The organism is Brachybacterium saurashtrense (assembly GCF_003355475.1).
Classification (GTDB): Bacteria; Actinomycetota; Actinomycetes; order Actinomycetales; family Dermabacteraceae; genus Brachybacterium; species Brachybacterium saurashtrense.
Genome location: NZ_CP031356.1, coordinates 2,847,928 through 2,862,115, shown reverse-complemented (window position 1 = coordinate 2,862,115; position 14,188 = coordinate 2,847,928). Strand labels below are relative to the sequence as shown.

Sequence of the window (14,188 nt, the reverse complement as noted above, 5' to 3'; positions counted from 1 at the left end):
AGTGCGGTGGGCGGGCCGACGGCGCCGGGACGGCGCGGGTTTCCGCGGAAAGTCATCGTCGACGCTAGGGAGGCGTGGTTTCCGTGTCAAGTGATCGCTACGCTGGCGAGATGACGACGACGCCGACGCCCTGGCTCACCGCGGAGGAGGAGCGCGCCTGGCGGGCGCTGTGGGCCGTGATGACCTGGCTGCCGGCGCGCCTGGATGCCCAGCTGCGTGCGGAGGCCGGGCTGAGCCTCGCCGAGTACAGCGCGCTCTCGCAGATCTCCGAGGCGCCGGGCCGTGCGGTGCGGCTGAGCGACCTCGCCCGCTCCGCGAACATGACGCTCTCCCACCTCTCCCGGGTGATCGCCCGGCTGGAGGGCTCCGGATGGGTGGAGCGGCTGCCGGATCCGGCCGACGGGCGGTTCACGCTCGGCCGGCTCACGGAGGCGGGCTGGGAGACGGTGCAGCGCGCCGCGCCCGGGCACGTCCGGGCGGTGCGACGCCTTGTGGTCGACGCCCTCGAGCCTGCGCAGCTCCGCGCGCTCGGGGACGCCGCCTCCGTGGTCGCGACCTTCGTGGATCCCCTGCGCGGCCGCGCGGGCGGCGCGGGGCCGGAGGCAGGGCCCGGCGGCGTCGGCTAGCGTGGGCGTGCCCGCCCCGGGCGCGCCGTCGGGCGCCCCGGCACAGGACGGGCCCCGACGCCCCGGAAGGAGCACGGCCCGGTGCCGAGATCCCAGGACCAGCCCCCGCAGACCCCCGCGCCCCGCGGACCCCGCAGGCCCTCGCCCACGGCGGTCGCGCTCGTGCTGCTCGGCGTGGTCGCGGCGCTGTCGATCGGTGCGTACGTGGTGGTCACCGGCTGGCTCGGCTGACGCGCGGCCGGGCCGGGAGGAGCGCTCAGGCGATGAGCTCGTCGATCTGGCTCATGGCGGAGCGGGTGCCCTCCTCGACGCCCATCTCGAGCACCGTCTGCAGGCCCTCGCGGTCCGCGTAGGTGGTCACGTACCGGGCGAGCGTGCCGTCGCCGTCCGCGGTGAGGGTGGCCACGCAGGTGGAGATCGGCAGGTCCGTGTTCGGGGTGAAGTCCTCGTGGGCGAAGCCGTCCTCGTAGGTGAACGAGTGCGGCTCGTCCACCGCGAGCACCTTCCAGTAGCCGTGGTGGCGATCGCCCTCCGGGCCGGTCATGTAGTAGGTGACCAGGCCGCCCGGGGTGAGGCTGTGGTCCACCACGGTGGCCGGGTACTCCTTCGGCCCCCACACCCTCTCCAGCTGGCGCGGATCGGCGTAGATCTGCCAGATCCGCTCCACCGGGGCGGCGAAGCGGGCGGTGATCGTGAGGGTGAGGCTGTCCAGGTCGTGGCTGATGTCGGTGACGGGCATGGTGGCTCCTTCGGTGCGGTGCGGTGCGACGGTCAGGGGGAGGGGAGCGGGCCGGTGCCGCGCTCTGCCTCGGGCTCGGTGCCGCGCGGGGTCTCCGGCGCGGCGTCGTGCTCGGCCTCGAGCAGCTCGTCGATGCGGGCGATGTGCTCGCGGCGACCGCGCTCCATCGCGGTGAGCAGCTCCGAGGCGGTGCGGAGGGTGCCGGCGGCGCCGCGGGCGAGGGTCTCCCTGCCGCGCCGACGCCGGGTGAGCAGCCCGGAGCGCTCGAGCACCGCGACGTGCTTCTGCACGGCCGTGAGGCTCATCGAGTAGTTCCGGGCCAGGGACGAGACCGACTGCTCCTCGACCAGCACCCGGCGCAGGATGTCCCGCCGGGTGCGGTCCGAGAGCGCCTGGAACCAGGCGTCGGCCCGGTCCTCGTCGATCCTCTGCATGCCGCAAACCTACAACCGAGTGGTTGTGTGTGCAAGGGGTGCGGGCGGGGCGGTTCCCCGCGGTGGCCGTATGCTCGAGGCATGACGCAGGGACGGGACGCTCCCGAGGGCTACGACTGGGAGGACCACCTCCCGTCGGCCGCACCGGAGCCCTCCCCGTTGCCCGATCACCGCCGCGAGGGCGGTCCCGTCGGCCACCCCGCCGCCCCGCCGCGCCCCGACACCGCGCCGCGCCCCGCCGCCGACGAGCGGGCGCCCGCCGACCCCGCTCCCGACCCCGCCGCCGCACCCGGAACCGTCTCCGCCGACGACGCCGGCGCGGAGTCCCTGGCCCGGTCGTTGGGGTTCACGCCCCCGCGGGAGCCCGGCGTCGGCCCCTTCGGCGCCCCCACCTTCACCTACGACCCCGTCGTCGACGCCCCTGCGGGTCGCGAAGCGCGGGCGCGACGGCGCGGCACGCTCACGCCGTGGGCGATCGTCGCGATCGTCGCCGTGCAGGCGGTCGCCCTGGTGGCCTGCGTGGCCCTGATCGCGGGCGCCGTCCGCTGGGCCGCCGCGGGCGATCCCGACGCGCCCGTCGCCGCACCCAGCGCCGCCCCCACCACCTCGGGCGGGCGCTCCCCGGCCGTCCCCTCGCCCACGGCCACGCCCGGGCAGGAGCCCGGCACGGTCACCGACTCCACCGGCCGCGTGGTGGAGGACGGCATCGGCGGCTACGACCGCCCCGCCTCCGTCCAGGAGCACACCCTGAACTGGGAGGTGTGGACCGGCGGCACGCTAGGCGTGCGCGCGCTGGAGGTGGACCCGGAGGCCACCCTCCCCGCCGCCGCGGGCGAGGACGTGGTCCAGGACGGCTACGAGCTGGTGCTGGTCACCTACGAGGTGCGCTACGAGGGGCCCGGGCGGCTGGCCCCCGCGGAGGAGCTGTGGCTCTCCGCGGAGTCGCACCTGACCTACTTCCCGGACGTCGCCGAGGGGCTCGTGCCCGACCCGATGGCGACCGTGAGCCCGCTCGCGGACGGCGAGACCGCGCGCTTCCGCAGCGCCTTCCTGGTCCCGGAGGCGGAGGCGGGGACTCTCCTGCTGGGCGTGGAGACCTATGCCGGCGAGGTGCTGTACGTCGCTCCCCGCTGACCGGCCGTGACCGGTCGGCGGGCCGGGCGAGGGCGGCGCGGCCGCGGTGGACACCCGGCCCGGATCTGAGGCATGATCTATTTGAAACCCGCGGTATCAGACAACTGCGCGGACGCCGACAGCCCTCGACGACGAGATCGCGAAAGGTCCCTGATGAGCAGCTACACCGAGCACGTCACCCGAGTCCTCACCGAGGACCGCGAGCACCCCGGGCTCGGCACCGTGGCCGTGCTGACCTTCGCCCCGCCGGAGGGGGAGGAGCGCCGCCCCGCCACCCTGGGCCCCCGCTCCCTCGCGAACGTCACCGGCGCGATCGGCGCCGCCCTGGACCGCGCCGAGGCCGGGGAGCTCGGCGCGATCGCGCTCACCGGCACCGGGCGCGCCTTCCTCGCCGGCGCGGACCTGTCGATGTTCGCCGATCCCACCGCGGTGGAGAACGTGGAGGAGATGACCCGCGCCGCCCACGCCCTGCAGGTGCGGGTGCGCACCAGCCCGGTCCCGCTGCTCGCCCATCTGAACGGCGTCGCGCTCGGCGGCGGCCTCGAGGTGGCGCTCATGGCCGATGTGCGCACCGCCGCCCCCGGCGTGCGCGGGCTGGGCATGCCCGAGACCTCGCTGGGGATCCTGCCCGGCTGGGGCGGCACCACGCTGCTGCAGTCGGTCGTCGGCCCCGAGGCCGCGGTGCGGATGATCCTCGAGGACCCGGCCCGGGACCGTCAGCTCACCGCCGAGCAGGCGCTCGAGACCGGTCTGGTGGACGAGCTCGCCGAGGACCTCGACGCCGCGCTGGACCAGTTCGCCGCGCTGGTCGCCGCCCACGCCGACCTCGACGAGGACGACGCCGACGTGGTGGACCCGGCCCTCGCCGCCACCGCCGCCGAGGCGCCCGCCGGCGCGCCCGGCGCCTGGGTGGGGCGCGAGGCGCCGCTCCCCGCTGCCGACACCCCCGAGGCCGAGGCCCTGCTGGACGCCCTCGACGCCCCCCACGGCGTGGAGACCCGCCGCGCCTGGGCCGCACGGCTCGAGGCGCAGGGCGCCCCCGCCGTCGGCCGCGCGCTCGCGCTGCTGCAGGCGCTGCCCGGCTCCACCCTCGCCGACGCCCTCGCCCGCGAGGCCGAGGCGCTCGCCGAGCTGGTGCGCGGCGACAGCGCCGCCGCCTCCATGTACTCCGCCGAGCTGCTGCGCCGCGGCAAGCCCGGCCGCGCCCCGGTGGAGGGCACCCGCGAGATCCGCCGCGTGGGCGTGGCGGGCGCCGGGCTCATGGCCTCGCAGATCGCGGCCCAGCTCGCGCTGGGCCTGCAGGTGCCCGTCGTGATGCGCGACCTCGACGAGGACATCGCCGCCAAGGGCCTCGCCGCCGCCCGGGACGTGGTCGCGCAGGCCGCCGCCCGCGGCGCGCTCGACGAGGCGAGCGCACAGGCGGTGGCCGCGAACCTCTCCGCCACCACCGATCTGCAGGAGCTGGCCGGCTGCGACCTCGTGCTCGAGGCGGTGCCCGAGGTGCTCGCGATCAAGAAGTCCGTGTTCGCGGAGCTGGAGGGCGTGCTCGCCGAGGACGCCCTGCTGGTCACCAACACGTCCTCCCTCTCCGTGGCGCGGATGGCCGAGGATCTCGCCCACCCCGAGCGGGTGGTGGGACTGCACTTCTTCAACCCCGTCGCGAAGATGCCGCTGGTGGAGGTGATCCACACCGAGGCCACGGACGAGCAGACCCTCGCCACCGGCCTCGAGGTGGTGCGCCGCCTGCGCAAGTTCGCCGTGCGCAGCGCCGACGCCCCCGGCTTCATCGTCAATCGGCTGCTGTTCCGGGTGCTCGGCGCCGTGCTCGCCTCCGTGGACGCGGGCGCGGACCCCGCCGAGGTGGACGCCTCCCTGGACCCGATGGGCATGCCGATGCGGCCCTTCGCGCTGCTGGACCTGGTGGGCCTGGCCGTGGCCGACCACGTGGGCCAGGTGCTCACCGGCGAGCTCGGCGACCGCTTCCACGCCTCGCCCGGACTCACCGCGATGGCGCAGAAGAAGGCGCACTTCACCGAGCGCACGAAGACCGCGGTGCACCCGCCGGTCTCGCCCACGGTGGGCGAGACCTTCGGCGCCGACGCGGCCGACGGCGGCGCGGCACCCGTGGGCGACGCGCTGCTGGAGACGGTGCAGGACGGCCTCGCCGAGGAGATCGCACTGATGCTCGAGACCGGCGTGGTGGAGCGGCCGGAGCAGGTGGACCTCGCGCTGATCCTCGGCGCCGGGTTCCCCCGCCACCGCGGCGGCATCACCCCCTACCTCGACGCCTCCGGCGCCTCGCAGCGCGCGACCGGCCGCACCTTCCACGGGGAGATGTTCACCGGGCGGGACGGTTCGTGACCGGATAGCGATCCGGGACAGGCTGGACGGCACCTGGGAGGCCCGTACGATGGGCCCACGGGCCCCGGAGGCTCGTCGAAGCAGGTCCGGCCAGGAGAGAGGGGACGGCGCCGTCCCGTGCGCCGGAGAAGATCATGTCGCAGCCACCGCAGAACGGATGGGGCCAGAACCCGTCCGACGACCCGTACGGCCAGCAGTCCGCGGACCCGCAGGGCTACGGCCAGCAGTCCGCTGACCCGCAGGGCTACGGCCAGCAGTCCGCGGACCCGCAGGGCTACGGCCAGCAGTCCGACTACGGCCAGCCGGGCGGCGGGCAGGAGCAGCCCGGCCATGACCAGCAGGCGTTCGGCCAGCAGGGATACGACCAGCAGGGCTTCGGTCAGCAGGGCTATGACCAGCAGGGATTCGGCCAGCCCAGCGCCGAGCAGCCCGGCTACGGGCAGGCCTCCCCGAACGCGGGCGCGTACGGGCAGCAGCCGGGCTACGGCCAGCCGTCCCCGAACGCCGGCGGCTATGGCCAGGACCAGCCCGGGTTCGCCCCGGCCTTCGGCGCTGCCGGCACTCCGGGCGTCGTCCCGCAGGGCGGCGAGCCGAAGAAGTCCAAGAAGGTCCCGATCCTCATCTGCGCCGGCTGCGCGGTGCTCGCGCTGCTGCTGGTGATCGTGGGCGGCGGCATCTTCCTGCTCACCCGCGGCGGCGACGAGCCCACCTCCGGCGGCGGGGCCACCACCTCCCAGGAGGAGACCACCGCCGAGGAGACCACGGAGGAGTCCGAGGAGCCCACCGACGAGGCCACCACCGAGGAGGCCACGGAGGAGTCCGAGGAGCCCACCGAGGAGGAGTCGGAGGGCTCGGGCGGCGAGGGCGCCGGCACGCAGGACGCCCCCTACGCGGTCGGGGAGACCTTCACCCTGGAGGACGGCGAGGGCGGCACCCTCGATGTCACCATCGGCGAGGTGAACTGGGACGCCACCGGTGCGGTCATGGACACCAACGAGTTCAACACCGAGCCCGAGGACGACGAGACCTACATCCTCGTCCCCGTGGAGCTCACCTACCACGGCGACGGGACCGCGGAGCCGTTCCTCGCCCTGACGGTCGAGTACGTGGCCGAGGGCAACACTTACAGCGACGAGGGCGCCGTCACCCCGAACAGCGCCTGGGACGCCGGGACCCTGCACGACGGCGGCAGCGTCGAGTACGACGTGGGCATCATCGTGCCGAAGGACCGCGTCGAGGTGGGCATGCTCCAGGTGGACGTGCTGTTCAACTTCAGCAGCGAGCCCGTCTGGGTCGCCGTCGGCTGATCCCGCCGGCGGCTCGGAGGAGCCGCGGCCGCACGGAGGAGGCCCCGACCCGCGCACGCGGGTCGGGGCCTCCTCGTCGGTGCAGCGGGCCGTCGTGTCAGCGCCGCGGCGCCGCCCAGGCGTCGAGCTTCTCGAGCGCCTGCTCGAGGGTGGCGCGGTCCTTGCAGAACGCCATGCGCAGGAAGCCGTTCGCCTCTCCGGCCTCGCCGCCGCGGTAGAAGGCCGTCAGCGGGATCGCCACCACGCCCGCCTCCTGCGGCAGGCGCTCGGCGAGGGCGTCCGCGTCGGGCTCCCCGAGTGGGCCGGCATCGGCGACCGTGAAGTACCCCGCCTCCGGCACGCTCACGCGGAACCCGATCTCGCGCAGGCCGTCCGTGAGCAGGTCCCGCCGAGCCCGAAGATCCGCGGCCAGCTCCGCGAACGCGGTATCCGGCAGCGCCAGCCCCGCCGCGACCGCCGGCTGGAACGGGGCGCCGGAGGAATAGGTGAGCCACTGCTTCACCCCGGTGAGCGCCGTGAGCAGCTCCTGCCGCGCCGTGATCCAGCCGATCTTCCAGCCGGTCACGGAGAAGGTCTTGCCTGCCGAGGAGATCGAGATCGTGCGGTCCCGGGCGCCGGGGAGCGCCGCGATCGGGCGGTGCTCCCCGGCGAAGGCGAGGTGCTCGTACACCTCGTCGGTGACGATCAGGGCGTCATGGCGCTGCGCCTCCTCGACCACCGCCCGCAGCGTGGCCTCGGACAGCATCAGCCCCGTGGGGTTGTGCGGGGTGTTCACCAGCACCACGCGGGTGCGCTCGGAGAAGGCCGCGCGCAGCGCCTGCTCGTCCACCACGAGCTCGAGGTCCCCGTCGGACCGGCCGGCGGCGGTCCCTGCGGCGGTGCCGGTCCCTGCGGCGGTGTCGGGCCCGCCGGGGGAGCGGGGCACCAGCGGGACGGTGCGGTGCACGCCCCCGGCCAGGGCGATGATCGCCGCGTACTGGTCGTAGAACGGCTCGAGCGTGATCACCTCGTCGCCCGGCTCCACCAGGGCCAGGATGCTCGCCGCCAGCGCCTCGGTGGCGCCCGTGCTCACCAGCACCTCGGTGGCCGGGTCCCAGTCCAGGCCGTACCAGTGGGACTGGTGCGCGGCGATCGCCTCCCGCAGCACGGCCTCCCCGGCCCCGGGCGGGTACTGGTTGCGGCCCTGCCGGATCGCCTCGATCGCGGCCTCGGCCACGGCGGCGGGCGGGGCGTCGTCCGGGAAGCCCTGCCCGAGGTTCAGCGCCCCGTGCTGGAGCGCGAGCGCCGACATCCGGGCGAACACGGTGGGCAGGGCCTGGCCGTTCCTCATCAGGCCGGCGGCGGCGGTGGCGCGGGTCCAGGGGCCGGAGATCGTCATGGCCCCGAGTCTGACAGAGAGCACCGGGCCCGGGGCCGGGCGGCCCAGCAGGGCGCGGCGCGGGCGGTACAGGGGAGCGCCGGGGCCGGGCGGCCCAGGGGAGCGCTGCGCGGGCCGTGCGGGGGAGCGTGCGGCCAGTCGGGGAGGGCTACCGTGGACGGAGCGCGGCGCGGCGCCGCGCGGAGCGGACGCAGGAGCAGGCATGGAGATCATCGTTCGACCAGGGGACATCACCCGGGAGCGCGCCGACGCCGTCGTGAACGCCGCCAACTCGGGCCTGCTGGGCGGGGGCGGCGTGGACGGCGCGATCCACCGAGCCGGCGGGCCGGAGATCCTCGCCGCCTGCCGGGCGCTGCGCGCGGGGGAGCTGCCGGACGGGCTCCCCGCCGGGCAGGCCGTCGCCACCACCGCCGGCCGCCTCCCCGCCCGCTGGGTGATCCACACGGTGGGACCGGTGCACTCCGCACGCGAGGACCGCTCGGCGACCCTCGCCTCCTGCTACCGCGAGAGCCTGCGCGAGGCGGCACGGGTGGGGGCCCGCAGCGTGGCCTTCCCCGCGATCTCGGCCGGGGTGTACGGCTGGCCGATGGACGATGCCGCCCGGATCGCGGTGCAGACCGTCCGGGCGTGCGAGGCGGAGCTCGCCGGGGCGATCGACGAGGTGGTGTTCGTGCCCTTCGGCGCGGAGGCCGAGCAGGCGTTCCGCCGCTGGGCGGGGACGGCGTAGACGCCGACGGGTGGGCGCGCGGGCCCGGGTCGACGGGACACCCTGGCCCGCGCGGCCCGCGCGGCTCAGCGCTTCGGGAACACGAACCGCCCGTAGGTGACGTACCGGAACGAGGTCGAGACCACCTGCCCGATCAGGGTGCCGGAGATGTTGTCCGCCAGCACCGAGTCCAGCCCCAGCACGTACCGCGAGAAGCCTAGGCACGAGAGCTGCAGCCCGGCCGCGATGAGGTTCACCAGCAGGAACATGACGATCGAGCGGGCGGTGTGCGGCCGCGGTCGGTCCCCGAAGGTGAGGAACCTGTTGCCCAGGTAGGTGAGGCACGAGGCCGCGGCGATGGTGAGCAGCTTCGCCAGCAGCGGGGTGGTGTGCATCAGCCCGGTGCCCCAGCCCTCGCCCGGCGACCAGAACACCAGCAGGTTGTACATCGCGGCATCCAGCAGGAACACCACGCCGCCCACCAGCAGGAACGTCGTCGTCGGCCGCAGATGTTCCGCGAGCAGGCCGGCGGTGCGGTCGCGCAGGGTCGGGCGCGACCCGGGGGAGGCGGCCGGGCCGTCCTGCGTCGTCGAGTTCGGCGTCAGCACGCACGGCACTGTACCCGAGCCGATAGGATCGGCCCCCGGCCGCTGCGACGGACCGATGCACCGCGCACCGGGGCCTGGGAGCGCGCGGCCCGGCCGAGGCGACGGGCCGACGGACCTGCGAGGTCCCGGCCCTGGGAGCGCCCGGTCACCGCCGCCGCGGCGGCCCCGTCGGCCCGCACCGACGAGGCCGGGACCGCGCGGCCCGGCACGGACACCACCAAGGAAGGCCCCCATGACGCACGTCGCCCTCACCATCGCCGGCTCCGAGACCACCGGAGGAGCCGGGGCGCAGACCGACCTCAAGACGTTCCACCAGCTCGGCACCTTCGGCACCGCCGCCCTGACCTGCATCGTCTCCTTCGACCCGCAGAACGACTGGGCGCACCGCTTCGTGCCCGTGGACCCGCAGGTGATCGCCGACCAGATCGAGGCGACCACCGCCGTGCACCGGATCGACACGGTGAAGATCGGCATGCTCGGCACCCCCACCACCATCGACACCGTCGCGGCCTCGCTCGCCGAGCGCTCGTTCACGAACGTGGTGCTGGACCCGGTGCTGATCTGCAAGGGGCAGGAGCCCGGCGCGGCGCTGGACACCGACAACGCGCTCAAGGAGAAGATCCTGCCGCTGGCCACCTTCGTCACCCCCAACCACTTCGAGGCGCTCACCCTCTCCGGCATGGACGCCATCGAGAGCGTGGAGGACCTCGCCGAGGCGGCGCGCCGCATCCACGACACCTACGACGTGATCGTGCTGGCCAAGGGCGGGGTGGTGCTCGAGGGCGAGGACGCCGTGGACGTGCTCCACGACGGCGAGCAGACCGTCGAGCTGCGCAGCCCCAAGATCGGGGAGCACCGCGTCTCCGGCGCCGGGTGCACCGTCGCCGCCGCCATCACCGCGGAGCTCGCCAAGGGCGCCACCCCGCTCGAGGCCGCCCGCACCGCCAAGGCCGTGGTCACCAGCGCGATCGAGAACCGCCAGCCCGGCGCGACGCCCTTCGACGCCGTCTACCAGGGCGCCTACCAGGCCTGAGCCCGGGCGCCGGGGCGCGACGGGCCCCGGGGGGCGGTCGGACGCACCGAGTCCGCACCCCATACCGTCGGTGACGCGACGGTCGTGTGCGGCTCTGTTCCCGAGCGGGACCAGAGCCGCACACGACCGTTCGGCAGGGGGACGGGAGGTTCCGTGTGGTCCCGGGAGAGAGCGGCCGGCGCGCTCCGGCGCATGCCCTGTGGCGGACTATGACGCACGGTCACGAATGCGTTCCGACATGTGGGCGGCGGTGCCGGGATGTGGACAGGCGTCGATCCGCGGCGCATTCTCAGGGGCATGGACGAGCACAAGGCCATCGGGGAGGCCCTCATCTCCGCCCGGGGCGTCGACAAGTTCTTCGGCGACTTCCAGGCGCTGAAGAACATCGACCTGGACATCCACCGCGGTGAGGTGGTGGCGCTGATCGGCGCCTCCGGCTCCGGGAAGTCCACCCTGTGCCGCTGCCTGAACCGCCTGGAGACGATCACCTCCGGCGAGATCACGATCGACGGGGAGCGCCTGCCCGAGGAGGGCAGGGAGCTCACCCGCCTCCGCGCCGACGTGGGCATGGTGTTCCAGAGCTTCAACCTGTTCCCCCACCTCAAGGCGATCGACAACGTCACCCTCGGCCCGCGCCGGGTGCGGGGCGTGCCGAAGGCCGAGGCGGAGCAGCAGGCCCGCGAGCTGCTGGAGCGGGTGGGTCTCGCGGACAAGGCGAACTCCCTGCCCACGGCGCTCTCCGGCGGCCAGCAGCAGCGCGTCGCGATCGCCCGCGCTCTGGCCATGAAGCCCAAGGCGCTGCTGTTCGACGAGCCCACCTCCGCGCTCGACCCCGAGGTGATCAACGAGGTGCTCGACGTCATGACCGAGCTCGCCGAGCAGGGCATGACGATGCTCGTGGTCACCCACGAGATGGGCTTCGCCCGGCACGTGTGCGACCGCGTGGTCTACATGGACCAGGGCGAGATCGTGGAGCAGGGCGAGCCGGAGGAGTTCTTCACCGCCCCGCGCAGCGACCGGGCCAAGGCCTTCCTCAGCAAGATCCTCGCCCACTGACCGACCCCGCTGACCGACCCCGCCGACCCGTCCCGCGGCAGCCCGTCCCCGCCGCCCCCGACCCGACCCGCGCACCCGGCGCGGATCGACCGCCCCGACCCTCCGCTCCCACCCGGAGCGGCACGAGACAACGGAGAGACCCATGACCCCCACCAGCTTCCGCCCCGGCCGCCGCGCCGTGGTCGCCGCCGCGGCCGCCCTGCCGCTCGTCGGCCTCGCCGCCTGCTCCTCCGAGACGGGCGACGGCCCCGACCTCGGTGACTCCGGCGACTCCGGGGACGGCGACGCGCAGGACTCGCCCCTGGCCGAGGCCCTCGCCGCCGGTCCCGTCGCCGCGGAGGACGCGATCGCCGCGAGCCCCTGGGCCCAGGCGATCAAGGACAAGGACCAGCTGATCCGCGGCGGCACCGTCGCCAACCAGGTGTTCTCCCTCGCCTCCACCAGCGGCGGGCAGCCCACCGGCTTCGACGCCGGCATCACCCAGCTGCTGGCCAAGTACATCCTGGGCGAGGGCGGCGAGGAGAAGGTGGAGTACATCGACACCACCGTCGAGACCCGCGAGACCATGGTGCAGAACGGCACCGTGGACTGCGTCATCGCGACCTACTCGATCACCCCCGAGCGGCTCGAGGTGATCGACTTCGCCGGCCCGTACTACCTCTCCGGCACCGCGATCCAGGTGCGCGCCGAGGACGCGGGCGACATCGCCGGCCCCGAGGACCTCACCGGCCTGAATCTCGTCACCCAGGCCAACTCCACCGGCATCCAGGCCATCGAGGACAACGTCACCGATCCCGGCGACGTCCAGACCCTCCCCGACAACGAGTCCTGCGTCGCCGCGCTCAAGCAGGGCCGGGCCGACGCCTACGTGCTCGACCAGGGCGTGCTGCTGGGCAACTCCGCCGCGGATCCCGAGGTGGTCGTGGTGGGCGAGCCCTTCGTGGACGACCCCTACGGCGTGGGCCTGGCCAAGGACGCCGAGGGCGCCCTCGACTTCGTCAACACCTTCCTGCAGGAGATCATCGACTCCGGCTCCTGGGAGACGCTGTGGGCGGCGAGCATCGGCCAGGTCGTCGACGGGGACGCCCCCGAGCCGCCCATCCCCGGCGAGCTGCCCGTCTGACGGGTCGGCCGACGGGGCGCGCCCCGCCGCGCACCCCGTCGGCCGCCGTCCCCCGATCGCACCGAGAGGCACCCGATGGACGCCATCCGCGAGAACATCCCCCTGCTGCTGCAGGGCGTGGGCACCACGATCGCGCTCACGCTGCTCGGCTACACCTTCGCGCTGATCCTCGGCACGGTGCTGGCCGTGGCGCGGGTGAGCCCGATCCCGCCCCTGCGCGGCGCGGCCACGGTGTACGTCGAGATCTTCCGCAACATCCCGCTGCTGAGCCTGCTGATCCTCATCGCCTTCGGCCTGCCGGACGTGGGCCTGCTGCTGCCGTACTTCTGGTGCGGGGTGCTGGGGCTCACGCTCTCCTCGGCGGCGTTCGTGTGCGAGAACGTGCGCTCGGGCATCAACACGGTGCCGCTGGGGCACGCGGAGGCGGCGCGCTCGATCGGGCTGGGGTTCTTCGGCACGCTCCGCTTCGTGGTGCTGCCGCAGGCGTTCCGCTCGATGGTGCAGCCGCTGGTGAACGTGTTCATCGGGACGGTGATCGGCTCGGCCCTGTGCTCCGCGATCGCCGTGCAGGAGGTCACCTGGGTGACGCAGACGCTGAACATCCGCTATGCGCAGGCGGTGCTGATGTTCCTCATCGCCGGCGCCGTCTACCTGGTGCTGTCCCTGGGCGGAGCGGCGCTGGGCGGCGTGATCGAGCGGGCGGTGGCGCCGGGCCGGCCCCGCCGCGGCGACACCCGCGCCGCGCTCGACGTCGCGGCAGGAGCCCAGGCATGAGCCCCGCGGGTCGACGAACTGCGAGGAACGAGCGGGAGGAGATGCGCGCATGAGCACCACTTCTTCCGCCACCGCCACCCAGGTCCTCTTCGACGCGCCGGGCCCCAAGGGGCGGCGCCGCATCCTGCTGCTGTCGATCCTCTCGGTGGCGGCGATCCTCGCGGTGCTGGCGGGCGCGCTGTGGCAGTTCCACGCCAACGGGCAGCTGGATCCCGGCAAGTGGGTGGTGTACCTGCGCGCGGACTACATCGCCTTCCTCGGTCAGGGCCTGTGGGGGACGCTGAAGGTCACGGCGCTCGCCGCCGTGGTGGCCTTCCCCTTCGGGCTGCTGCTCGCGCTGGCCCGCCTGTCGCGGTTCACCCTGCTGAAGGCGGTGGCGGTGACCTGGATCGAGTTCTTCCGCGGCATCCCGATGCTGCTGGTGGTGTACGCGTTCCTGCTGGCCCTGCCGGCTTTCGGGGTGACCTTCCCGCGCTTCTGGATGCTCGTGATCCCGATGATCCTGGTCTCCAGCGCCTCCACCGCGGAGGTGTTCCGCGCCGGGATCAACGCGGTGGACAAGGGGCAGCACGAGGCGGCGGCCGCGATCGGTCTGGGCCGGCGGGACGCGCTGGTGCACGTGGTGCTGCCGCAGGCGGTGCGCCTGGTGCTGCCCAGCCTGATCCTGGCCCTGGTGAGCCTGCTGAAGGACTCCACCCTCGGCTACGTGGTGAGCTTCAACGAGCTGCAGTTCCAGGGCAAGACCCTGGTCTCCATCACCCGCTACCTGGTGCAGACCTACCTCGTGGTCTCCGCGATCTACATCGTCATCAACCTGGTGCTCACCCGCATCGCGCTCGCGCTCGACGCCCGCATGAAGGCCCGCGCGGCCGCGAGCTGAGCGCTCACCCCTCCTCGGAAGGTCACTCC

Annotated in this window: 15 protein-coding genes; 11 read left to right on the top strand and 4 right to left on the bottom strand. The window is 74.2% G+C overall.

All coding sequences use genetic code 11. The features are described 5' to 3' along the window. Positions 1-110: 110 nt before the first annotated feature. Positions 111-626, top strand: a complete 516-nt coding sequence (locus tag DWV08_RS12835) for a MarR family winged helix-turn-helix transcriptional regulator (protein ID WP_115414159.1) — start codon at positions 111-113, stop codon at positions 624-626. Between the two features lie 81 nt (positions 627-707). Beyond that, complete coding sequence (locus DWV08_RS16815) at positions 708-857, top strand: hypothetical protein (RefSeq protein WP_162801573.1); 150 nt, start codon at positions 708-710, stop codon at positions 855-857. Positions 858-882: 25 nt separating this feature from the next. On the opposite strand, the gene DWV08_RS12830 is transcribed toward DWV08_RS16815, so the two are convergent. Next, a complete protein-coding gene (locus DWV08_RS12830; protein WP_115414158.1) occupies positions 883-1,365 on the bottom strand; it encodes an SRPBCC family protein in 483 nt (160 codons plus the stop codon). 32 nt (positions 1,366-1,397) lie between these two features. Then, the gene (locus DWV08_RS12825) at positions 1,398-1,799 is read right to left on the bottom strand and encodes an ArsR/SmtB family transcription factor (RefSeq protein WP_115414157.1); all 402 of its coding nucleotides are present in this window, start codon (positions 1,797-1,799) and stop codon (positions 1,398-1,400) included. A gap of 81 nt (positions 1,800-1,880) precedes the next feature. Between DWV08_RS12825 and DWV08_RS12820 the strand changes: the two genes are divergently transcribed. From DWV08_RS12820 to DWV08_RS12810, 3 genes are all read left to right on the top strand, one after another. Continuing rightward, entirely contained in the window at positions 1,881-2,933 is a 1,053-nt protein-coding gene (locus DWV08_RS12820; RefSeq protein WP_115414156.1) for a hypothetical protein, read from the top strand. 153 nt (positions 2,934-3,086) lie between these two features. Further along, complete coding sequence (locus DWV08_RS12815; protein ID WP_115414155.1) at positions 3,087-5,294, top strand: 3-hydroxyacyl-CoA dehydrogenase NAD-binding domain-containing protein; 2,208 nt, start codon at positions 3,087-3,089, stop codon at positions 5,292-5,294. 134 nt (positions 5,295-5,428) lie between these two features. Beyond that, entirely contained in the window at positions 5,429-6,601 is a 1,173-nt protein-coding gene (locus tag DWV08_RS12810) for a hypothetical protein (protein ID WP_162801572.1), read from the top strand. Positions 6,602-6,698: 97 nt separating this feature from the next. On the opposite strand, the gene DWV08_RS12805 is transcribed toward DWV08_RS12810, so the two are convergent. Further along, complete coding sequence (locus DWV08_RS12805; protein WP_115414154.1) at positions 6,699-7,979, bottom strand: aminotransferase class I/II-fold pyridoxal phosphate-dependent enzyme; 1,281 nt, start codon at positions 7,977-7,979, stop codon at positions 6,699-6,701. A gap of 202 nt (positions 7,980-8,181) precedes the next feature. Between DWV08_RS12805 and DWV08_RS12800 the strand changes: the two genes are divergently transcribed. Then, on the top strand, positions 8,182-8,706 hold the full coding sequence (locus DWV08_RS12800) for an O-acetyl-ADP-ribose deacetylase (protein ID WP_115414153.1): 525 nt from the start codon (positions 8,182-8,184) through the stop codon (positions 8,704-8,706). Between the two features lie 65 nt (positions 8,707-8,771). On the opposite strand, the gene DWV08_RS12795 is transcribed toward DWV08_RS12800, so the two are convergent. Beyond that, positions 8,772-9,293 carry a GtrA family protein gene (locus DWV08_RS12795; RefSeq protein WP_241237236.1) on the bottom strand — a complete coding sequence of 174 codons (522 nt, stop codon included), beginning with the start codon at positions 9,291-9,293 and terminating at the stop codon, positions 8,772-8,774. Positions 9,294-9,525: 232 nt separating this feature from the next. On the opposite strand from DWV08_RS12795, the gene DWV08_RS12790 reads away from it, so the two are divergent. From DWV08_RS12790 to DWV08_RS12770, 5 genes are all read left to right on the top strand, one after another. After that, the gene (locus tag DWV08_RS12790; RefSeq protein ID WP_115414151.1) at positions 9,526-10,326 is read left to right on the top strand and encodes a hydroxymethylpyrimidine/phosphomethylpyrimidine kinase; all 801 of its coding nucleotides are present in this window, start codon (positions 9,526-9,528) and stop codon (positions 10,324-10,326) included. 297 nt (positions 10,327-10,623) lie between these two features. After that, on the top strand, positions 10,624-11,382 hold the full coding sequence (locus DWV08_RS12785; protein WP_115414150.1) for an amino acid ABC transporter ATP-binding protein: 759 nt from the start codon (positions 10,624-10,626) through the stop codon (positions 11,380-11,382). A gap of 142 nt (positions 11,383-11,524) precedes the next feature. Continuing rightward, positions 11,525-12,505 (top strand): glutamate ABC transporter substrate-binding protein, encoded by a 981-nt coding sequence (locus tag DWV08_RS12780; protein WP_115414149.1) that lies wholly within the window; start codon positions 11,525-11,527, stop codon positions 12,503-12,505. Positions 12,506-12,580: 75 nt separating this feature from the next. After that, positions 12,581-13,279, top strand: a complete 699-nt coding sequence (locus tag DWV08_RS12775) for an amino acid ABC transporter permease (protein ID WP_115414148.1) — start codon at positions 12,581-12,583, stop codon at positions 13,277-13,279. A 49-nt stretch (positions 13,280-13,328) separates the two neighbouring features. Further along, on the top strand, positions 13,329-14,159 hold the full coding sequence (locus tag DWV08_RS12770; protein ID WP_115414147.1) for an amino acid ABC transporter permease: 831 nt from the start codon (positions 13,329-13,331) through the stop codon (positions 14,157-14,159). Positions 14,160-14,188 lie beyond the last annotated feature (29 nt).